Source organism: Massilia oculi (assembly GCF_003143515.1).
In the GTDB taxonomy this organism is placed as follows: Bacteria; Pseudomonadota; Gammaproteobacteria; order Burkholderiales; family Burkholderiaceae_D; genus Telluria; species Telluria oculi.
In genome coordinates this window covers 3,987,246-4,008,379 of record NZ_CP029343.1, presented here as the reverse complement: position 1 = coordinate 4,008,379, position 21,134 = coordinate 3,987,246, and the positions used below count along the sequence as shown (strand labels likewise).

Below are 21,134 nucleotides of genomic sequence, written 5' to 3'. Positions count from 1 at the left end.
GCGGCCTATGCGGCCCGATGCGATTCCTCGGCCGCCGGGGTGGCGGCATCGGTGTCCGCCGGCAGCAGGAACTCGGTGGACGGCCGGCCATCGGCATTGTGCTGCACGATGCGACGCGGGCGGCCGTGGGCGTCGAGCCATACCTGGCCGATGCCGGCGCCGTTCCACAGGCGCTCGCCGCTGGTGCGCTGGTCGGGCAGGCGCGGGCTGAGGGCCAGGTCGCGCCGCTTGGTGAACCAGTTCAGCGGCGAGCGCGGCGAATACAGCCAGCGGTTCAGGCGGTCGAGCCAGTCGAGCAGGCGGCGCGGGAATTCGTTCTTGATGCCGCTGCTGGTGATCTGCCACACATGCTGCGGCCGGCCCGACTGGCGCACCTCGACGTCGTAGACGAAGGAATAATGCACGTCGCCCGACAGGATCACGTAGTTGCCCGGCGTGCGCGAGTGGCGGAAGATATTGAGCATGCTGCTGGCCGCGCCGCGGTGCGCCATCCAGTTCTCGGCGTCGACCGTGAGGGCCAGGCCGGCGAAGGTGGCGATCCGCTGCACCACCTCGATCAGCTTGACGCCGAACATCGGCGCCGCCGAGACGATCACGGCCGCCGTCTCGTCGAGCAGTTCATGCTGCAGCTCGGTCAGCGACTCCCAGTCCATCAGGCCCGACGGATGGCCGGGGGTGCGCCGGTTGCGCCAGCGCCGCGTGCGCGTATCGAGCACGATGATGGCCGGCTGGGTGCGCAGCATGTAGTCCCACTGGCGAAACGCCAGCAGCCGGTCGATGAGCGCGTCCTGCGCGCCCGGCGCCAGCCGTCCCCCGGCGTCCGGCGTGGCGCTCAGGTCCGCCATCGCGTCGAGCGCCTCGCTGAACACGTCGGGACGGTTGCCCCAGCCCTGGCACAGCATATAGGCCACCAGCGCATTGCCGATGATGCGGCGCGAGAACGGATGCTCGTAGGCCGTGGTCTCCCACTTCGCCGACAGGTTCCAGTCGTCGGTGATGTCGTGGTCGTCGAAGATCATCAGGGTCTGCACGTGCGCCAGCAGGCGCGCGGCGCGCGGCAGGTCGGCGCAGAAGCCCTGCAGCGCCGCGCCTTCGCGCTGCCAGCGCTCGACGTGCTTCGGTTTCAGGGGCGGCATCGCCGGCTCGCCGACGATGCGCCATGGCGCCGGCGACCACGCCAACAAATACATCGCCATCACCTCGGCCAGGGTCACCAGGTGGTTATGGGCGTTGGCGGTGGTGAAGATCGGCTTTTCCGAGCCGCCGAAGAAGCGGTCGCGCAGGTCGTCGTTCGACTTGAATGCGGGCAGCAGGTCTTCGCGCCGGTAATAGCCTGCCGGGTGAGCATACAGCGCCTCGCTGTCTTCCACCACGGCGCCTTCCAGCCATTCGCCGTACAGGCCCAGGCGTTCGATGAGCGCGTGGATCGCCGCCAGCATCGGGCCGGCCACGTCGTCGGCATACACCTGGTCGCCGCACAGCATGAGCATGGCGGGCCGTGCCTCGGCCTGCCGGATGGAATCGGCCAGCAGCGCGTCGGCGCAGGCCAGGCCGTCGCGCGAGGGGTGGTGCGGCTTGCGGCAGGAGCCGTAGAGGATGTCGTCCATGCGGCTGCGCAGCACGAAGCTGGGCCGGCTCGCCCCTGCGTGCAGCAGGTGCGGCGCCCAGTGCGCGATGCCCTGCCGGCCGTCCAGCAGCAGGTCGTACTCGATCAAGGTGTCCTGCGGCAGCGGTTCATCGAGGGCGACGTCGATCAGGTGCACGTAGGCATGGCGGCCGACGCGGACGGCGCGGCAAGCCGCGCGGCCGGGCTGCACGTCGAGCCGCAGGCGGCGCGCCGGACCGTCCCGCGGCGCCAGCTCCAGGGTCAGGTCGAGCGCCTCGCTGCCGACGAGCCACAGCACCAGGCGACCCGGTTCGAGGCGGCGCAGGATGGGGCCGGCCAGCACTGGCGGCAGGTCAGCCTTGGAAAGAATCTGGATCAACGAAGCTCGGTCTACTGAAGGAAAGATTGGGCGAGTGTAGCAGACGGGGTGCGCGCATCCGCGCGCGATCACCCTCTGCTCCCGTGCCGGGCGGCGGCGCGCGCGTGAAGATTTCGCTTGCGCGGCGCCGTGGGTGAGATAGAATAATGAATGAGAATCATTATCATTTAACGCCACAGCTTGCGTCGAGAGGAACGATATGTGCGACAAACACGCTTCGAATGTCCCCTGCCCTGCCGACGGCCTGCAGGGATCGCGCCGGCGGCGCGTGTGGGAGCTGTCCCATGCCTGCCATTGCCCGCTGGTCGGGGTCGGGTTGCCGCTGGGCGGCTTGCGCAGGCTGGTGGAGAAGGTGACGGGCGGGAAGGTGCTGCACGACGATTACGACATCCATGTCGGCACCGTCAGCGAGTGCGCATTGCGCACGCCGGTCGCCGATGCGGTGCAGAAGGAACTCGAGCGCCGGTATGCGCAGCATGTCCAGCGCTTCCGCGCCGCCAAGACCACCGGACAGGTCGAGGCCATGTGGGATGCCGCGGTGGCCGCCGGCGACGTCGCCGGGGCGTTCTGGGCCGGGCTGTCGCATCCGCGCTGCACCACCGCGCTCGAAGAAAAGATGTGCCGCGACATCCATATGGTGCAGCACCAGGCCGGCGCCTGCGCGCGCGCCGACATCAACAAGTTCAATGCGGTCGTCGCCGACAACACGCGCCTCGAACGCGAAGTGGCGCGCCTGCAGGAGCGCTGCAATGCGCTGGGACAGGAAAAGGCGCTCGAGAGCGAACGCCTCGAGAACCAGCTGCGCGCGGCGCGGGCCGCGACCATCGCGCGCGATGGCGACGTCCAGGCCTTGCGCGCCGAACTGGCGCGGCTGCAGGCCAGCATTCCCGACCTCGACACGCGCGAACGCCTGGCCGAGCGCCTGGCGCAGATGGAGACGCGCGAGCAGGCGCTGCGCGCGCAGCTGGCCGAGCTGAAGGCGGCGCGCGCGCCCGCGCCGGCGCCGGAAGCCGAAACCGCGCCCGCCCCGATCCACGTGGCGACGGTCGCGATGCCGGTGCGCCTGGAAAACCGCAGCGTCCTGTGCGTCGGAGGCCGCAGCAGCAGCGTGCCGATCTACCGCAACATGATCGAGCGGGTCGGCGCCCAGTTCGCCCACCACGACGGCGGCCTGGAGGACAGCAGCAGCCAGCTCGACGCCAGCCTGGCCGCGGCCGACCTCGTGATCTGCCAGACCGGTTGCATCAGCCACAGCGCCTACTGGCGCGTGAAAGACCATTGCAAGCGCCACGGCAAGCGCTGCGTCTTCGTCGACAACCCGAGCGTCTCGAGCCTGGTGCGCGGACTGCAGGAAGCCGCTACCGAGGACACTCAAGCCTGAGCCGACAACGCGCGGATCGCCGCCACCAGGCGGTCCAGCTGCGCCGTGGTCGTGAAGTACGACGGCGTGACGCGGATGCAGCTGCCGCCGGCCGGGCCTTCGCGCGCCACCGTGAAGACGCCATGACGATCAAGCAGCGTGCGCGCCAGCGCCACGTTGTCCTCGAACGACGTCTTTCCTTTGAGGCGGAACGACGTCACCGCGCCCGTCATCCCCGCGTCGTCCGGCGTCAGCACCTGCACGCCCGGCAGCGCGCGCACCCGTGTCACCCAGTAGTCGCGCAGTCCGCGCAGGTGCGCCGCGCGTGCCGCCAGCGGAATGCGCGCATGGAAGGCCAGCGCGCCGGGAATCGTCATCACCGCCGCCACGTTGAGGGTGCCGGCGTTCACGCGCGCGCGGATATCGGTCGGCGGATGCTCGGTATTGCCGCAATCGATGTCGATGTCCTGCAGGCGGCCCTCGCGCACGTAGAGGAACCCCAGCCCGAGCGGCGCCCCGATCCACTTGTGCAGGTTGGCCCCGACGAAGTCCGCGCCCAGTTCAGGGATGCGGAAATCGAGCTGGCCGAACGATTGCGCGATGTCCACCACGACGTCGACGCCGCGTTCACGGGCGATGCGCGCGATCTCGGCCACCGGCAGCACCAGGCCGGTGCGATGGTTGATGTGGGTGAGCAGCAGCAGCCGCGTGCGCGGATGGCGCCGCAACGCCTCGGCATAGGCGTCGATCACGTTCTGGCGCGTGGCCGGCTCGGGAATCGTCACCGAGACCAACCCCGCGCCGCGGCGTTGGGCCAGCTCGCGCATGGCGTCCATCACCGTGCCGTAGTCCAGGTTGCAGATCATGACCGCCTCGCCCTCCTTGAGCAGCCGGTAGTTCAGGATCAGGTTCTGCAGCGACTCCACCGCGCTGCGCGTGATCGCGATCTCGCCGGGCGCGACGCCGGCATACGCCGCCAGCTGCGCGCGGATCGCCGTCATGTCTTCGCGGTCGAAGCGCGTGCGCAGGTAGTGCGTGTTGTGGCGGTTCAGGTAGTCGAGATTGCGCTTGTAGTCTTCCAGCACCGGGCGCGCCATGATGCCGTAATAGGCGTTCTCCAGGTTGACGATGTCGCCGGCCACGTCATAGCTGGCGCCCAGGCCGGCATCGCCGGGCGCGGCGGCCGCCGGCCAGGGCAGCGCCGCGCTCCCGATGCTCAAGCCTGCGGCGGTGCGCAGCAGCTTGCGGCGGCGATAGGCGATCGGTTTCATGGAAGCTCCCGCGAAAATGGATGTGCAGGAAAGTATAGGCAGGCCAGCGCAGTGCGCCTGCCCGCGGGCTGATCACCCCATAAGCGGCATTGATACCCCGGGCCGGCAGGGATGGCGCCGGGTTAGAATCGGGACCACCTTCACCACCGCACAATCGCCATGCTCAGCCGCGACATCGAGATCTTCCGCACCGTGATGACCTCGGGCTCCGCCACCCGCGCCGCGAAGGTGCTGGGGCTGTCACAGCCGGCCGTCAGCATGGCGCTGCGCCGGCTGGAAGAGCGCGCCGGCCTGGAACTGTTCCAGCGTCCCGGCGGCAAGCTGCGGCCCACCCAGCAGGCGCAGGCCCTGCTGGCCGAGGTCCAGCGCCACTTCGTCGGCATGGACGTGATCGAGCAGCGCATCCGCAGCCTGAAGCAGTTCGGCGCCGGCCGCGTGCGGATTGCCGCCTTCCCCGGCCTGGGCGCCGGTTTCGTGCCGCGCGTACTGGCCGACCTGGCGGCCGCAGGTGCGGGCACAGGCGCGCGCAGCATGGTGTCGCTGCAGGTGATGGGTTCGCAGGACGTGCGCAGCCAGGTGCTGCGCGACGAGGTGGAGCTGGGCATCGCGGCCCAGGACATCTCCACCAGCGGCGTCGAGCACGCGCTGTTCGCGCACTACTTCGGCGTGGTCGCCCTGCCCGCCGGGCACGCGCTGGCGCGCAGCAGCGTGGTTACGCCGAAACAGCTGGCGCGCCATCCCTTCGTGGCGCTGCAGCCGGACGACGCGGTCAGCCTGCGCCTGGATGCGATTCTGCACGCCCACGGCGTGCAGCTGCAGACCGCGGTCGAAACCTCGTACACCTTCAGCCTGTGCGAACTGGTGCGCAACCGCATCGGCGTCGCGCTGGTCAACCCGGTCACGGCGGTCGACTACCTCGATGCGGGCCTGGTGTTCCGCCCGTTCTCGGAGCGGCTCGCATTCACGGCCCTGACGATGTGGCCCGCAGGCCGGCCGCCGTCGCCCTTCGTGCGCCAGATGCTGGGCGCGATGCGCGTGCGGTTGCAGGCCGACATGGAGCGGCTGCGTGCATCGATGCCGCCCGGCGCGGGCAAGGTCGCGCTGCACCAGTTCCATCCTGTCATCGATTAAAAATCGATAACATTATCCGAATCACCATCGAATCGGCGCAAGATGGCGGCTCCTGGGACATGAATACAACGATGTCGGCAATCCGATCGCGCACGATTGCAATTCTATTTGCCATTGAGAAACTCAGCCCCTATAGTGGCCTCCTGTTCCAATGTGACAATTCGCGCTTTTCAAATCACGATTCTATGAAACTCAACCGCATCGGCATGATCCTGATCGCGTGCGCACTGGCGGCGATCGCCATGGTCGTGGCATTGCTGGTCATGCGCCAGCAGGAAAGCCAGGCCGCGCAGGTGCGGATCAAGGGCGTCGGGCTGGTGAAATCGCTCAGCACGGTGCCGATGGCGCTGCTGACCGACAAGGGCGCGAGCGGCGGCCTGCTGGCCGCCCTGCTGGCCTACCACGACAACGGCGATTTCGCCTATGCCACGATCGGCGACGCGGGTGGCCGCACGCTGGCCGAAGTCGCGGGACGCGGCAGCATGACCCCGGCCGTTCCGCTCCCGGCCAGCGCCGCGAGCGGTTTCGGCGAACGCGACCTGCCGGCGAGCAACGGCGCCGCCGCGCTGCGCGAGTTCTACGGTCCGCTCGCCGACCGCAGCATGGGCACGGTGTTCGTCCGGGTCGGCTTCTACCAGCCGGGCGTCACGGTGCTGGCCCAGGACGTGTCCTTCCTCGCGGTGCTGGCGCTGGCGATGTTCCTGGTCGTGCCGGTGGTCTACCTGGTCATCAAGCGCGAGATGCGCCCGCTGGCCGCGCTGTCCACCCAGCTGCGCGAACTGGCCGCCCCCGCCAGGCGCGACGATGGCGAGAGCGGCGACATGCGCGAACTCATCGCCAGCATGCGCGATTACCTGGGCCAGGCCGGCGCGCGCATCGCCCGGCTCGAGCAGGGCGCGCTGAACGCCACGGCCGACAACCGGCTGCTCCAGTACGGCAGCAAGAAGCTCAACGCCGCCCTGCAGTCGCTGCCTGACGGCCTGTTGATGCTCGACCCGGCCGGCGACGTCACTTTCGCATCCGGCAAGATCGAACCCCTGCTGGGCATTCCGATGGAACGCATCGTCGGCCAGCCGGTCGACGCCTGGTGCTGCGACCCGGCCCTGCGCGGCCTGCTGGGCCGCTACGGCGGCGACCAGCGCGACAACGCGCGCTCCCATGCGGTCGCCTTCGCCCCCTCAACGTCGAGGGCCGCCAGCTGCACGCCTCGGCCCAGCCGCTCAGCGGAGGCCATGGCACGATGTCGTTCGGCACCCTGGTCGTCGTGCGCGACGTGACCCGCGAACACCTGGCGCGCCAGGCCGGCAACGACTTCGTGGCCCACGTCTCGCACGAACTCAAGTCGCCGCTGAACGTCATCGGCATGTATGCCGAGATGCTGGCCGACAGCGACGACGAAGGCCTGCGGGTGGAATCGCTCAACGTGATCCAGGACGAGATCGAGCGCATGAACGCGCTGGTCGGCAACCTGCTCAACGTCAGCAAGCTGGAAACCGGCAGCATGAGCCCGGAACGCAACCGCGTCCGCCTCGACGACCTGCTGCGCGACGCCTATGACCAGGCCCTGCCGCGGGCCGAGGGCAAGCAGCTGCGCGTCCTGCTCGACCTGCCGCGCGAACTCGAGGCGGTGGCCATCGACAAGGACCTGTTCCGCATCGCGCTCAACAACCTGCTGACCAACGCCATCAAGTACAACCGCCCGGGCGGCAGCGTGACGCTGGCCGCCCGCAACGAGGACAATGAAATCGTGATCAGCGTACGCGACACCGGCATCGGCATCGCTCCAGGCGACCAGGGCCGCATCTTCGACAAGTTCTACCGTGTCAGCGAGAGCGGCGCGGCGGTCAAGCGCGGCGGCCACGGCCTGGGCCTGTACCTGGCGGCCCAGATCGTCGAGCTGCACCATGGCCGCCTGCTGCTCGAGAGCGAGCCGGACGTGGGCAGCACGTTCTCGGTCCACCTCAAGACCGTGCCGGCCCCCGCCGGCGCCGCCGTGCTGTGAGCGCGCGCCGCATCCTGCTGGTCGACGACGAGCCGCATGTGCTGCGCGTGCTGCGCCTGGCGCTCGAACGCGAAGGCTATGCGGTGGTCACCGCCAGCGACGGCCATGCGGCGCTGGCGTGCATGGCCGAGCAGCTGCCCGACGTCCTGATCAGCGACATCCAGATGGACGGCATGGACGGCCGCACCCTGTGCCCGCTGGCGCGCGCCACCTATCCCGACCACCCCTTCCTGATCCTCGTCATGACCTCGATGACGGCGCTGGACGAACGCGCCTGGGCGCGCGAGCTGGCCAACACCGAGTTTCTCGAAAAACCCCTCAGTCCGCGCCAGCTGGTGGCGCGCCTGTCCCGCCATTTCGCCGCCCTGTCGTCCACGCCGGGCCAACCGCCGGAGCCTTCCCATGCCGCATAAGCTGTTGCCGACCATCGAGTTCACCCGCCACGCGCGCTGGCTGCGGCGCAGCACCGGCGGCGAGCATGCGCTGGTCGTGTGCGACGCCGCCGGCGCGCCGTGCTGGATCGCGCCCGGCCACGAAGGCCTGGCCGACTGGCTGGCGCAGCTGAACGCCGGCGGCTTCGCCTGGCCGTGCGACGGCGACGGCATGCAGCGCCATGACAGCGGCGATTCGAGCCTGCTGTACCTGCCGATCAAGGCCAAGGGCCAGCCGATCGGCTACCTCGCCGTGCGCAGCGCGGCCGACGCCGAGGGCGCGCCGTTCGCATGGGACGCGCTGGCCGAGGCGCTCGAAGACGTGGCCGCCGCCATCGGCGACGAGTGCGGCATGCAGGGCGAACTCGACGCCATGGCCGACGAACTGTCGGACCGCTACGAAGAGCTGCACCTGGTGTATGCGATCGACCGCCAGGTCCAGGACATGACCAGCGGCGAGGACATCTTCGGCAACCTGCTCGAAAGCTGGGCCGAACACATGGACGCCGACGTGGCCGCCTTCATCAAGCCGGGCGACAACCTGTGCGTGTCGGCCACCAACCTCTCCAAGCCGATCCACAACCTCGACCTGGTGCTGGTGGAGATGCGGGGCGACCTGTACCGCTTCGCGCACTCCTCGCGCCAGCCGATCGTGATGAACGAGGCGGCCGACCCGCGCCGCGCCTACATCTTCACCGACATGCCGTTCAAGATCCTGTGCTGCCCGGTGTTCCAGGACAAATCGGTGGTGGCGATCCTGGTGCTGCTCAACCACGCGCACAAGGAAGACTTCAGCAACAGCGACCGCAAGCTGGGCGAAGTGCTGGCCAATCACCTGTCGAGCCTGTCGCGCATGCACAGCATGCTGGCCGAGACGAGCAAGTTCAACCAGCAGATGGCGGCCGCGCTGATCGAGGCGGTCGAAGCGAAGGACCCCTACACCCGCGGCCACAGCGAGCGCGTGCACCACATTGCGATGGAAATCGGGCGCGCGCTGCGCCTGCCGGCGCGCGAACTGGACAACCTGTTCTGGGGCTCGCTCCTGCACGACGTCGGCAAGATCGGCATTCCGGACGCCGTGCTGTGCAAGCCGGGGCGCCTGACGCGCGACGAATTCACCTTCATCATGGTGCATCCGGAGCGCAGCTACGAGATCCTGCGCCACATCGACCGCCTCAAGGGCGCGGTGCCCGGCGCGCGCCATCACCAGGAAAAATACGACGGCACCGGCTATCCGCACGGGCTGGCGGGCAACGACATTCCCTACAACGCGCGCATCATCGCGGTGGCCGACACCTACGATTCGATCACCAGCTCGCGCGCCTACCGAGCGGGACGCAGCCACGAAGTGGCGATGGCCGAGATCGCGCGCTGCGCCGGCACCCAGCTCGACCCGGGCGTGATCGCCGTGTTCGAGCAGCTCTGCCACGCCGAGCCGGACTGGATCGCCGCCTTCGGCATCGCGCGCGACCCGGCGCCGGCGGCCTGCGCCGCATGAGCGTGGACGGCGCGGCATCGTCCGAACGGATCACCCGCAGCCGCATCGGCGCCATGACCTACCTGGCGCCGCTGACGGCGCTGGTGGCGGACGACGCCGTCCAGACCCTGCGCGCGGCGCTGGACGAATGCGTGGCCCGGCACCAGGTGTCGATCGTGATCGACCTGGGCAAGGTGACGCTCCTGTCGGGCCATGCGCTGGCCATGATGGCCGACATGGGCGAACGCCTGGCGGACCTGGGCGGCTGGCTCAAGCTGGCCTATCCCAATCCGCTGCTGCAGGAAATCCTGGCCGCCACGGGCCTGCTCGAGCAGCTGCCCCTGTTCGACGCCCGCCCGGCCACGCCGCGCCGCCCGCGCGAGCCGGGCAGCAAGCTGGGCGACATCCTGGTCGAACGCGGCGCCGCCAGCGCCGAGCAGGTGGCCGAGGCGGCGCGCCTGCAGGACCAGACCGGCAAGCGCATGGGCCTGATCATGGTCGAGCGCAAATGGATCACCGAAGCCGCCCTGTACCAGGCGCTGGCCGACCAGCTCGCGCTGCCCTACGTGAACCTGCGCACCGGCCTGTACGATCCGGGCGCGCTGGCGCTGATCGAGCGCGACGTCGCGCGGCGCCTGAACGTGCTGCCCCTGTTCCGGGTCGGCGACACCCTCACGCTGGCCAGCGCCGAGCCGCAGGCCATCCACGCCATCGACGAGATCCGCGCCCGCACCGGCAACCGGATCCGCGTCGTGGTGGCGCCGCCGGCCGACATCCGGCGTCTGGCCGACGAAGCCTATGGCGGCGCCCTGCCCGACTTCATCCATACCGAAGCGAGCGACCTCGAGCTGATCGAGTCGACCATCCCCGACGACTACACGCAGATCGACGAGATGGCCGGCGCCAGCCCGGTGATCAATATGGTCAACGCCGTGATCCAGCGCGCGATCCGCGATGGCGCCAGCGACATCCATATCGAGATCTCGCGCAACCGCGCCCGCATCCGCCTGCGCATCGACGGCGTGCTGTACGAGGTCATGTCGCCCAAGGTCGACCAGCATCCGGCCATCGTGTCGCGCCTGAAGGTGATGGCCAACCTCGATATCGCCGAGCGGCGCCTGCCGCAGGACGGGCGCATCCAGGTCGCGACCCAGGGCCGCACGGTGGACCTGCGTTTTTCCTCGCTGCCCGGCATCTATGGCGAAAAGGTGGTGCTGCGGGTGCTGGACAAGAACCAGTCGATCCTCGACGTCGACAAGCTCGGCATGCAGGCGCAGGCGGCCACCTCGTTCAAGCGCCTGCTCGGCCGCAGCCATGGACTGATCCTCGTCACCGGCCCGACCGGCAGCGGCAAGACCACCAGCCTGTACGCCGCGATCAGCCACCTCAAGAGCATCGAGAAGAACATCGTCACGATCGAGGACCCGGTCGAGTACCAGCTCGACATCATCAACCAGAACCAGGTCAACGACGCGATCGGGCTGACCTTCCCGAAGATCCTCAAGCACGTGCTGCGCCAGGACCCCGACATCATCATGATCGGCGAGGTGCGCGACCGCCAGACCGCCGAGATCGCGGTGCAGGCGGCGCTGACCGGCCACTTGGTGCTGACCACGCTGCACACCAACGACACGCTCGGCGCGGTGTCGCGCCTGGTCGAGATGGGCGTGGAGCCGTACCTCCTCTCGTCGGCGCTGATCGGGGTGATGGCGCAGCGCCTGGTGCGGCGCGTGTGCCAGGGCTGCCGCACCAGCTACCTGGCCACGCCCGAGGCGGCGGCCGCCTGGCGCTGGAAGGGCCAGGGCGACCTGCGCCTGATGCGCGGGCGCGGCTGCCCGGCGTGCTACGACTCGGGCTACAAGGGCCGCATGGGCATCTATGAACTGCTGGAAGTCGGGCCCGAGCTGCAGCGCATGATCGTGGCCAACGCCAGCAAGGACCAGCTGGCCGCGCACGTGGCCGCCAGCGGCCACCACGACCTGTACGCCGACGGCATGGCGCGCGCCTTCGACGGCCACACCACGCCGGAAGAGATCGCGCGCGTGGTCCATTCGCTCTGAGCCCTGCGCGCCATGCCGATCGAACTCGACTCCACCGTCGCCGCCCCCCGCCCCGCGCCCGCCCCGCGCCTGTTCGGCGCGCGCGCGCCGGGCCTGCGCGAGCGCACCCTGTTCACCGAGCGCCTGGCCTTGCTGCTCGAGACGGGCGTGCCGCTGCACGCGGCCCTGCAGTCGCTGCTCGAGCAGACCGGCCATCCGCAACTGCGCGCGATGATCGCGGCGATGTGCGACGACATCCTGGCCGGCGAACGCTTCTCGACCGCGCTCGCCAGGCATCCGCTGTTTCCCGTCACCTACGTCAACCTGATCGCGGCCAGCGAGGCCGGCGGCTTCATGGCCGAGGTGCTGGTGCAGCTGGTCGAGATGGACGAGAAGGAAGAACGCCTGCGCGCCACCCTGGTGGCGGCGCTGTCGTATCCGCTGATCCTGCTGGCGTTCTCGTGCGGCGTGGTGCTGTTCATCCTGGTGTCGGTGTTTCCCAAATTCGCCGCCATGTTCGCGGCGATCCACGACCAGCTGCCGTGGACCACGCGCGCCCTGATGGTGGTGAGCCGGCTGCTCACCGAGCACGGCGCGCTCGCCGCGGCGCTGGCCGCGGCGCTGGCCGGCGGCATCTGGATGCTGATGCGCCGCCCGGACGTGCGCACCGCCGTCGACCGCGCCAAGCTGCGGCTGCCGGTGCTGCGCGAGGTGTTCGCCAGGATCTACCTGACCCGCCTGCTGCGCGTGATGGGGATCTCGCTCGAGCGCGGCGTGACCATCCTGGCCACGCTGGAAGCCTGCCGCGCGGTGGTGCCCAATGCCGACGTGCAGCGCTTCATCCGCGACCTCGAGGACGACGTCACCGAAGGCAAGGGCATCGCCGCCGGCTTCCAGGACAGCGGCTTCGTGCCGGTCGCGGTGCGCCAGATGATCGCCACCGGGGAACAGACCGGCACCCTGGGACGGGTGATGAGCCGCATCGCCGACTCCTACGACCGCGAACTCACCCGCTACCTGGCGCGCCTGTCGAAGCTGGCGGAGCCGGTGATGCTGCTGGTGATGGGCATCCTGGTAGGGACGATCGTCAGTTCGCTGATCCTGCCGATATTTAAATTATCACGAAGCGTGCACTGAAGCGTTAACCAAAAACCACACGCCCCACGCACGATTGAAAATTGATGATGCATGGAAACGTTCGCGTGTTACTCTTTGGAATTAATAATTTCAATAAGTAAAGTTGACAATTCGACTTTATCTACCGGGCGGAAAACACATGACCATCTCCTTCAAGCGCGCCGCAGCGGCCGGCTTCACCCTGATCGAACTCCTGATCGTCGTGATCATCCTGGCGATCATCTCGGCCATCGCGATTCCCCAATTTTCGGCGGCCACGTCCGATGCGCAGCAATCGGCGGCGGACGCCAACCTGGCGGCGGTGCGCAACGCGATCGAGCTGTATCGCGCCCAGCATGCGGGCAACGCGTATCCTGGCGTAAAGATTTCCAGTGGAGGCACGGGCTGCAAGGGTGAAGAAGGCGAAGGCGCCGCCAATTCGGCAAAGGCATTCGAGGAACAGCTCTCGTACGCCTCCAACAAGGACGGACAGACCTGCAGCGTCGCGGATGAAAACTACCGCTACGGACCATATCTGCGCATGGGCATCCCGGCCGATCCGTTCGAGAACAGCAAGGACGTCGCCGTCCAGACCACCGCCGGCGCGCTTACCGCCGACGAGGACGCAAAAGGCTGGAAATACAGCCTCACCTCCGGCGAGTTCATCCTGAACCGCAAGCCGGAAACGACCACCGAAACGGACGCCGGCACCGGCGGGGCGTAAGCCGCGCCCATGCGGCAACACACAAGCGCCGGCTACACGCTGCTCGAGTTGCTGATGGTGGTGGCGATCCTGTCGATCGTCGCGCTCGTCGCCCTGCCCGTCAGCCAGCGGGTGACGGAGGCCGGCGCCGACGTCGCGGCCGACGAATTCGCGCACGCGCTGCGCTTCGCCCGCGACGAGGCCCGCCGCAAACGGGAACAGCGCCTGGTCAGCTGCGATCCGGACACCGGCCAGCTCAGGGTTGGCGCGGTGGATACCGACAAGGATACGTCGACTCCGCGCAAGAATACGGCCTACCTGGTGGCGCCCGCCGCCCTACCCGCAGGATCCGCCATGACTATCCTGAGCTGCAGCTTCACCTTCGCCGATAACGCAACGGCCGACAGTGTCGTCTTCGACGCCACTGGCAACCCCGTGCGCGGCATCGGCAAGGGCCCCATGCGCGACAAGGCATTGCGCACGGGAGCCATCGTCCTCGGCGCCGGCCATGTCCGGCGCAGCGTGCATCTTGCCACTACCGGCCGCATCACCCAATCCTGACCATGCCAGTCCCGATGTCCACCAACCGATGGCACCAGCAGTGCGCCGGCCTGACGCTGTTCGAAGCGGTGCTCGCGCTGCTGCTGCTCGCCGTCTGCCTGGTGCCGGCCAGCGAAGCGCTGCGCGACGCCGTCGCGCATTCGCCCGCCGCCGAGACGGCCGCGCGCGACCTCGATTGCGTCAGCTCGCGCATGGAGACCGTGCTCGCCGAGCCGTACCAGCGCCTGCTGGCCAGCGCCGGCAATGCTACTACGCCATCGAGCCATTCCACCGCCGCGGATGGCGAATGCCCGGCCGTGGCGGTCTATATCGCGCGCTACGGCAAGGACAAGGCCGGCACGATCGGCCCGGACGGCGACGGCGAGCACCTGCTGTACGTCGGCGCCGAACTGGCCGATGCGAACGCCGGCAACCGCTTTCCCCTGGCCACCCTGGTGACCCGATGAGCACGCGCCGCGCATCCAATGGATACACCCTGGTCGAGTTGCTGCTCGCCATGGCGATCGCCGCCATCATCCTGCTGCCGCTGGCGGACCTGCTGCGCACCAGCGCCGACAGCGCGCGGCTGGTCCGCGCCCGTGTCGACCTGGGCGCCGAGGCCGGCTTCGCCCTGGACAGGATCGCGGGCAAGGCGGCCGCCGAGACGGGCACGGCGGCCACGTCGGATGACTGGCTCAAGCGACTGGGCTTCGAAGCGTGCAAGAGCACGCGCGAACTGCTGGAAGGCGCCAGCTGCAACGCCCCGGATCGCAGCGCCGTGGTCGCCGCCAACGTCGACAAGGTCGAGCTCGGGATGCCCGACAGCGCCGCACGGACGCTGCGCATCGCGCTCACCCTGAGCCACCCCGACGTGCCCGAACCGGTCTTGCGCGCACGCACGGTGCGCATCGGAGCCAATCCATGACGCCGCGGCGCCAGCATGGCGCGGTGCTGCTGATGGTGGCGATCGTGCTGGCCACGGTCGCCGCGCTCGCGGTGGGCGTCAACGGGCTGACGCGCTTCGAGTCTGGTTCGGTGCGCGGCGACTACCAGGACCGCGCGGCCTCCTACCTGGCCGACGCCGGCGTGGCGGCGGCCCGGTGGAAGAACCAGGTCGCCGGCTGCACCAGCCAGGCAATCGCGCCCACGGCGCTCGGCGGCGGCACCTTCAAGGCCGATGTGCCCGTACAGAAAGGCACGGTCAAGAAGATCGACATCGTCGCCACGGGCGCCGTCGATGGCGTCGCGCTGCGCACCCTTGAGCGCAAGCAGGTCACGCTGCACGACCTGACCAGGACGGAGACGGTCAGGCTCACCGAGGATGCCCTCGACCTCACGATCGACCGCACGGACGATGACGACGACAACGAAGACGACGAGCAACTGTGGCTGGCGTTCGACGAGGCGCATGCCCTGCTGTATTGGGCCATGGACGACATCAAGAAGGATGCACTGGTGCTGTCCGCCACCCTGACCCTCACCCCCGACGGATCGAACGGCGCCGGCGCGGTCGTGGCCGTGCAGCGCCTGACGACGCGCTGGGACGACGACGCCACCTGGAAGGAACCGCGCGATGACGCCACCCCTTGGCACGGCGGCAACTACATCGCGCAGCCCGCGGCCACTGCGTCCGTTGCCGGCCTGTCCACTGCCCAATGGGACGTGACGGACCTGGTCAGCGGCTGGTTCGGCGGCCAGTTCCCTAACCACGGCATGCTGCTGCGCCTGGCCAGTCCCGGCCCCACCGTGCGCTTTTACAGTCTTGACGCCTCGTCCAGCCGGCGTCCGGTGCTGCAGGTGCTCAGTGCCAGGCACTGCTGAACGGATGACACCATGGAACAGACCACACCCGTGACCCGGCTTCCCACCGCGTCGAGTGCGCCGAGCACGACGCCGCCGCAGCGCCTCGCCCACACATTCTGCGCGCTCTGGTCGCCGACCAGGTTCGGCGCGCCGGAACTGGCCGACTACGCCATCGGGCACATCGAACGCGCCACCCGCCAGGGGGTCAGCCTGCTGGCGCTGGCGGCCCTGCTGTTCCTGGCCCAGACCGCGGCCTTCGCCTCCTGGTTCGAACTCGGGCCTGGCTACAGCTACACCTACCTGCTGCTGGCCGCGCTGGCGCTGCACGTCTTCCTGTCGGCGCGCCAGGTGCGCGACGTGAAGGCGCTCAACCTGCTCGCCATGCTGCTGCTGATCGTGTGCGCCTCGGCGCTGGTGCTGCTGGCGCGCCGCGCTGGCACGCTGCACGGGGTGGTGATGCTGAGCGTGGCGATCCTGCTGATGCTGGTCCCGCTGATGCCATGGGGCCTGCGCGAGGCCTTCCTGACCTGCGCCGCCATCTACGTCATGTTCACCTCGCTGACCTTCTTCACGCGCCTGGAGTTCGGCCAGGTGGAGCCATGGACGCTGCAGCTGGCGATGCTCACGTCGACGCTGCTGTCGCTGGTGCTGGTCGGACGCGCACTGCGCATGCGCAAGGACGACCTGGCGCTGCGCTACCGGCTCGAACGCGCCGGCGCCGAGATGGCCACGCTGGCCGAGCGCGACCACCTGACGGGCGCATGGAACCGGCGCTTCCTCGAGCGCGAGTTCGATCGCGTGGACGAGCTGCACGCGCGGCGCGGCGCGCCCGCCTGCTTCGGGCTGCTCGACATCGACCAGTTCAAGCCCCTGAACGACACCCATGGCCATCGCCAGGGCGACAGCGTCCTGCAGGCCGTCGCCGCCGCCTTCGGACGGCTCGATGGCGAACTGGAATACCTGGTGCGCCTGGGCGGCGACGAATTCGCCTTCGTGCTGTCCGGCGCCGGCGAGCCGTACGCACGGCTCGAGGCGATGCTCGCGGCGGCGGCCAGTCTGGCCGCGCGCGGCGGCGAGCGCGAGATCCCGGCGCCGTCGTTCAGCGCCGGCCTGGTCCTGCTGGACCGGGCATGCACGCTCGACGCGGCCTATGCGCAGGCCGACGCGCTGCTGTACCAGGCCAAGCGCGCCGGCGGCAACGGCATCCGCTACGGCAGCATGACGCAGGGCGCAACGCCATGAGCCTGGGACAGTGGATCGCATCCTTGGGCCGACGCGCGGGCGCCGGCGCCTCGCCGGCGCGCCCGATCGGCGCCGACTTCGCCGCCACCAGATTGAACCTGGTGCAGGCCGAGCGGCGCGGCGAACGCTGGCACCTGCAGGCCGCGGCCTCGCGCGCCTATCCGATGCCGCGCGAGGCCTTGCTGGCCAATCCCCGGGAATTGCTGCGCTTCGTCAACGCCACGCTGGCCCAGGCGCCGTTCCAGGGCCGCCGCGTGATCTCGGCGCTGGCCCCGGCCGACGTGCGCATCCTGCCGCTCACGGTGCAGGTGGCGCAGGGGCAGACCGAAGCGCAGGCGGTGGCGCGCGCGGCCGCCGAGCAGCTGGGCGAGCGCGCGGCCCAGCACGTGATCGACTACTACCAGGTGCGCGGCGCCGACCAGGACGGCGGCGAACGCCAGGTCCTGCTGGCCGCGGCGCCGAAGGCCGGCGTGCTGGACTTCCTGGCGATGCTCGAGCGCGCGCGCCTGACGCCGGTGGCGCTCGATATCGGTCCCGCCGCCATCGGCCGCCTGCTGGCCGTCCTGCACGGCAGCGACGTCGGCCAGTCGGTTGCCCTGCTCAACTTCGGCACCAGAAAGAGCTACCTCACGGTGATCTGGGGCCGGCGCCTGATGCTGGACCGAGAGATCGCCTTCGGCGAAGACATGCTTGCCGGCGCCGTGGCCGACGCGCTCGACCTGCCGCCGGACACCGCGGCCAGCCTGCTGCGCGACCATGGCATCGGCGCGCGCGAAGCGGGGCCCGCCGCCGATCCGCACGGGGAGCTGCGGCGCGCCATCCGCGCCATCCTGCACCCGGCCTGCCAGGCGCTGGCCGATGAGCTGGCGCACACCCAGGTGTACGTCGCCTCGCGCACGCGCGGCAGCTCGATCAGCCGCCTCTACCTGAACGGCAGCCTGGCGCGCTATCCCGACATCGGCGCACGCATGGCCGAACTGATCGACGTGCCGGTGCACCTGCTCGATCCCCATGACGCCTTCGCGGGCGCGGCCGCGGACGGCGCCCAGCGCGCCGAGAACGCGACCGCGATCGCACTGGCCACAGGCCTTGCGCTGAGGGAGGATGCGCATGGCTGACATCGACATGATTCCGCGCAGCTACCGCGACGGCGTGCGCCTGCGCCGCACCGCGCGCCGCACTGCCTGCGCGCTGGCCGCGGTGGTCGTCGCCGCAGCCGCGGGACATGCGGGCCTGCGCTGGAGCAGCGCCGCCATGGAACGCGAAGCCACGCGCTTGCGCAGCGCCGCCAGCGTCGCGCAGACCGACTTGCAGCGCGCCGCCGCGCAGCGCGAGGCGTTGCTGCGCGAGCAGCAACGCGCGGGCCTGCTGGGCGCGGTGCGGCGCGAAGGCGAGCTGGCCGCGTTCGCGCGGGCCATCGACAGCGCCCTCCCCGCCGACGCCTGGCTGACCGCGATCACGCTGCGGCGCTCCACGCGGACCGCGTCGCCCGGCGCGGCGCCGGCGCCCGAAGGCAGCGCGCAGGACACGTTCGCGACCGGCAATGCGCAAGGCGATACCCTCCTGCTCGACAGCCATGTGGAGCTCACCGGCCAGGCCGCCAGCTACGAAGGCATGACCGACTTCCTGGCGCGCCTCGGCCGCGCCCCCGGCCTGGCGAACGTCCAGTTGCAGTCCAGCGGCGCCAATGCCGACGCCGGCGCGATCGACTTCCGGGCGACCCTCTCGCTCACGCAGCGCAGGGAGGGCGAATGACGCCCGGCCCGCGCGAGGCGCTGGCCGCGCTGCCGGCGCGCCAGCTGAACCTGATCGCGATCGGCGCGGTCGGCGTCGCGCTGGCGCTGGCGTGGAGCGTCGGACTGCGCGCGCCGCTCGCGGCCCATGCCCAGCAGCGCAAGGCGCTGGCCACGCTCGAAGCGCGTGCCGCCAAGGCAAGCACGGCGCCGCCGGCCGCGCCCGCGCACGCGGCGGCGAGCGGGGATCCGGTGGCCCAGCCGGTCGCCGCGCCGACCGCGCCGGCGCCGCTGGCGCTGATCGCCGCCGTCAGCAGCAGCGCCGCCCAAGCCGGCGTGACCGTGTCGTCCGCGGCGCAAGGCGCGGAGCAACAGGTCGCCGGCCTACGGCTGCATACCGTCGACATTTCGGCCAGCGGCAGCTATGCGGCGATCCTGGCCTGGCTCGCCGACATCGAGGCCAGCCAGCCGGCCGTCGGCATCGTCCGGCTTGCCCTGTCGGCGGACGAAGCCGGCGACAGGCGCAGGATCTCGCTGCAGCTTGCCATCTACGATACCGAAGGATTGCCATGACCTACCGGCTCCTGCCCATGACCGCGCTGCTGCTGGCCCTGACCGCCGGCGCCGAACCGCTGCGCGACCCGTTCCAGCGTCCGGCCGCGAGCCGGCCCACTGCCGCCGTTGCTGCCGCTGCCGCGGAACCCGTCAAGCCGCCGCGCCTGCGCGCGCTGGTGCTGGGCGGCGCGCGCTCGCTGGCCAATATCGATGGCCAGGTGCTGGCCGCCGGCGAGCAGTTTTCAGGCTATACCGTGCTGCGCATCGATGCCCGCGGCGCGCTGCTCGCGCGCGCCGGCAGCGAAGTGCTGCTCACCATGCAAGACAAGGATCCCCAATGATTCAACGCCATCTGGTGTGCGCGCTGCTGGCGCTGCCGGCATTCGCCTTCGCCCAGGGTTCGCCGGCGGGTGCTGCGATCGTCGGCGCCACGAGCGCCGGCGTGACGACCTCGCAGCCGGCGACCGCCCCCGCCGCCCCGGCCGCCCCGGCCACGATGTCGTACACGTTCCGCGACACCCCGGTGAGCGAACTGTTCAACATGATCGCGCGCAGCGCGCGCGTCAACATCATGCTGGGCCGCGGCGTGAGCGGCAACGTCTCGATCAACCTGTACGACCTGACGGTTCGCGAAGCCATCGAGGCGGTCGCGCAGGCAGGCGGCTTCGTCGTGAGCGAACGGGCCGGCGGCTTCCTGGTCGAAGACCCGCGCGCCGCCCCGCAAGAGGTTCCCGAGGCGCTCCAGGTGAAGGCGCTCAAGGTGCGCTACGCCGACGTGACGAAGGTCGGCGCGATCCTGGCGCGCCAGGTGGGGCCACTGGGCGCGGTCACGGTGCTCGACCAGACCAAAACCGTGGTGATCGAGTCGACCGAGGCCGGACTACAGCGTGCGGCAAGCGTCCTGCGCGAGATCGACCGGGCGCCGCAGCAGATCCTGATCGAAGCCAAGATCCTTGAGATCACGCTGGACCGCAACGAGAACTTCGGCGTCGACTGGTCGCGCGTCTTCAGCGAGGGACCGGACGTGTTCGGCGCCACCGGCTTCGCCACCCGCGCCGGCCCGCGCTTCTACCTGAACGTCGTCAACAGGAATATCGAAGCCTACCTGAGCGCGCTGAGCAACAAGGGGCGCGTGCACACGCTGGCCACGCCGCGCCTGCTCGCGCTCGAGGACCAGGAAGCGACCACCAATGTCGGCGACCAGCTGGGCTACCGGCTGACGACGACGATCAACAACGTCACGTCCGAGTCGATCCAGTTCCTCGACACCGGCGTGATCCTGCGCGTGACGCCGTCGGTCGACGCCGACGGCCGCATCATGCTGAAAGTGCGGCCGGAAGTGAGCTCCGGCTCGGTCTCGGCCGGCATTCCGTCGAAGAAGACCACCGAGGTCAATACCCAGCTGGTGGCCGACGACGGCCAGCCGGTGCTGATCGGGGGCCTGATCAAGCGCAGCGCGACCTACCGCCGGCTGGGGGTGCCGCTGCTGTCGGACATCCCGGTCATCGGCGGCATCTTCGCGAGCACCGACGACGGTGGCTCGGCCACCGAGACGATCGTGGTCATCACGCCGCGCATCGTGCCTGCCGGCGGCGCGGCGATCGACGGCCCGACCGAGCGCACCCTGGAGCAGGCCGAGCAAGCCATGCGCGCGCGCAGCGAGATGCTCGACCGCAAGCTGGACAGCATCGTGCCCTGAGCCGGTCGGGCAGGCGGCAGCCTAGCTGGCCGATATGGACCGGCCGC

21 protein-coding genes are annotated in these 21,134 nt (G+C 69.8%); 19 read left to right on the top strand and 2 right to left on the bottom strand.

Features of this window, described 5'->3' with window-relative positions; genetic code table 11:
* Positions 1–5: 5 nt before the first annotated feature.
* Entirely contained in the window at positions 6–1,949 is a 1,944-nt protein-coding gene (locus tag DIR46_RS18185; protein WP_109348063.1) for a metallophosphoesterase family protein, read from the bottom strand.
* A 235-nt stretch (positions 1,950–2,184) separates the two neighbouring features.
* Here DIR46_RS18185 and DIR46_RS18180 point away from each other — a divergent pair, with 235 nt between their 5' ends.
* The gene (locus tag DIR46_RS18180) at positions 2,185–3,366 is read left to right on the top strand and encodes a DUF2325 domain-containing protein (RefSeq protein ID WP_109346495.1); all 1,182 of its coding nucleotides are present in this window, start codon (positions 2,185–2,187) and stop codon (positions 3,364–3,366) included.
* Here DIR46_RS18180 and DIR46_RS18175 read toward each other — a convergent pair.
* Positions 3,357–4,616: an aminotransferase class V-fold PLP-dependent enzyme gene (locus tag DIR46_RS18175; protein WP_109346494.1), complete on the bottom strand. Its 1,260-nt coding sequence runs from the start codon at positions 4,614–4,616 to the stop codon at positions 3,357–3,359. The two genes, DIR46_RS18180 and DIR46_RS18175, sit on opposite strands and share 10 nt — an antisense overlap.
* Positions 4,617–4,775: 159 nt before the next feature.
* Here DIR46_RS18175 and DIR46_RS18170 point away from each other — a divergent pair, with 159 nt between their 5' ends.
* From DIR46_RS18170 to DIR46_RS18095, 18 genes are all read left to right on the top strand, one after another.
* A complete protein-coding gene (locus DIR46_RS18170; RefSeq protein WP_109346493.1) occupies positions 4,776–5,747 on the top strand; it encodes a LysR substrate-binding domain-containing protein in 972 nt (323 codons plus the stop codon).
* 185 nt (positions 5,748–5,932) lie between these two features.
* The gene (locus tag DIR46_RS18165) at positions 5,933–7,024 is read left to right on the top strand and encodes a PAS domain-containing protein (protein ID WP_109346492.1); all 1,092 of its coding nucleotides are present in this window, start codon (positions 5,933–5,935) and stop codon (positions 7,022–7,024) included.
* A complete protein-coding gene (locus DIR46_RS18160; protein WP_109346491.1) occupies positions 6,988–7,749 on the top strand; it encodes a sensor histidine kinase in 762 nt (253 codons plus the stop codon). Before DIR46_RS18165 ends, DIR46_RS18160 begins: the two co-directional genes overlap by 37 nt.
* Complete coding sequence (locus DIR46_RS18155) at positions 7,746–8,162, top strand: response regulator transcription factor (RefSeq protein ID WP_109346490.1); 417 nt, start codon at positions 7,746–7,748, stop codon at positions 8,160–8,162. Before DIR46_RS18160 ends, DIR46_RS18155 begins: the two co-directional genes overlap by 4 nt.
* Positions 8,152–9,678 (top strand): HD domain-containing phosphohydrolase, encoded by a 1,527-nt coding sequence (locus DIR46_RS18150; RefSeq protein WP_109346489.1) that lies wholly within the window; start codon positions 8,152–8,154, stop codon positions 9,676–9,678. The genes DIR46_RS18155 and DIR46_RS18150 overlap by 11 nt, the downstream gene beginning before the upstream one ends.
* The gene (locus DIR46_RS18145) at positions 9,675–11,717 is read left to right on the top strand and encodes an ATPase, T2SS/T4P/T4SS family (RefSeq protein WP_109346488.1); all 2,043 of its coding nucleotides are present in this window, start codon (positions 9,675–9,677) and stop codon (positions 11,715–11,717) included. The genes DIR46_RS18150 and DIR46_RS18145 overlap by 4 nt, the downstream gene beginning before the upstream one ends.
* A 12-nt stretch (positions 11,718–11,729) precedes the next feature.
* A complete protein-coding gene (locus DIR46_RS18140; protein WP_109346487.1) occupies positions 11,730–12,833 on the top strand; it encodes a type II secretion system F family protein in 1,104 nt (367 codons plus the stop codon).
* Between the two features lie 139 nt (positions 12,834–12,972).
* Entirely contained in the window at positions 12,973–13,536 is a 564-nt protein-coding gene (locus DIR46_RS18135) for a type II secretion system protein (protein ID WP_109346486.1), read from the top strand.
* A 9-nt stretch (positions 13,537–13,545) separates the two neighbouring features.
* Entirely contained in the window at positions 13,546–14,076 is a 531-nt protein-coding gene (locus tag DIR46_RS18130) for a pilus assembly FimT family protein (protein WP_109346485.1), read from the top strand.
* Positions 14,077–14,090: 14 nt separating this feature from the next.
* A complete protein-coding gene (locus DIR46_RS26715) occupies positions 14,091–14,522 on the top strand; it encodes a hypothetical protein (protein WP_162819565.1) in 432 nt (143 codons plus the stop codon).
* Complete coding sequence (locus DIR46_RS26710; protein ID WP_162819564.1) at positions 14,519–14,980, top strand: PulJ/GspJ family protein; 462 nt, start codon at positions 14,519–14,521, stop codon at positions 14,978–14,980. The genes DIR46_RS26715 and DIR46_RS26710 overlap by 4 nt, the downstream gene beginning before the upstream one ends.
* On the top strand, positions 14,977–15,876 hold the full coding sequence (locus DIR46_RS18120; RefSeq protein ID WP_109346483.1) for a DNRLRE domain-containing protein: 900 nt from the start codon (positions 14,977–14,979) through the stop codon (positions 15,874–15,876). Before DIR46_RS26710 ends, DIR46_RS18120 begins: the two co-directional genes overlap by 4 nt.
* A 12-nt stretch (positions 15,877–15,888) precedes the next feature.
* On the top strand, positions 15,889–17,100 hold the full coding sequence (locus DIR46_RS18115; protein WP_109346482.1) for a GGDEF domain-containing protein: 1,212 nt from the start codon (positions 15,889–15,891) through the stop codon (positions 17,098–17,100).
* 23 nt (positions 17,101–17,123) lie between these two features.
* A complete protein-coding gene (pilM, locus tag DIR46_RS18110; RefSeq protein ID WP_162819563.1) occupies positions 17,124–18,218 on the top strand; it encodes a pilus assembly protein PilM in 1,095 nt (364 codons plus the stop codon).
* On the top strand, positions 18,211–18,855 hold the full coding sequence (locus DIR46_RS18105) for a PilN domain-containing protein (RefSeq protein ID WP_162819562.1): 645 nt from the start codon (positions 18,211–18,213) through the stop codon (positions 18,853–18,855). The genes pilM and DIR46_RS18105 overlap by 8 nt, the downstream gene beginning before the upstream one ends.
* Positions 18,852–19,406, top strand: a complete 555-nt coding sequence (locus tag DIR46_RS18100; protein WP_109346479.1) for a GspMb/PilO family protein — start codon at positions 18,852–18,854, stop codon at positions 19,404–19,406. The genes DIR46_RS18105 and DIR46_RS18100 overlap by 4 nt, the downstream gene beginning before the upstream one ends.
* Positions 19,403–19,729 carry a hypothetical protein gene (locus DIR46_RS26705; protein WP_162819561.1) on the top strand — a complete coding sequence of 109 codons (327 nt, stop codon included), beginning with the start codon at positions 19,403–19,405 and terminating at the stop codon, positions 19,727–19,729. The genes DIR46_RS18100 and DIR46_RS26705 overlap by 4 nt, the downstream gene beginning before the upstream one ends.
* Positions 19,726–21,087 carry a type II secretion system protein GspD gene (locus DIR46_RS18095; protein WP_162819560.1) on the top strand — a complete coding sequence of 454 codons (1,362 nt, stop codon included), beginning with the start codon at positions 19,726–19,728 and terminating at the stop codon, positions 21,085–21,087. The genes DIR46_RS26705 and DIR46_RS18095 overlap by 4 nt, the downstream gene beginning before the upstream one ends.
* Positions 21,088–21,134: the final 47 nt, after the last annotated feature.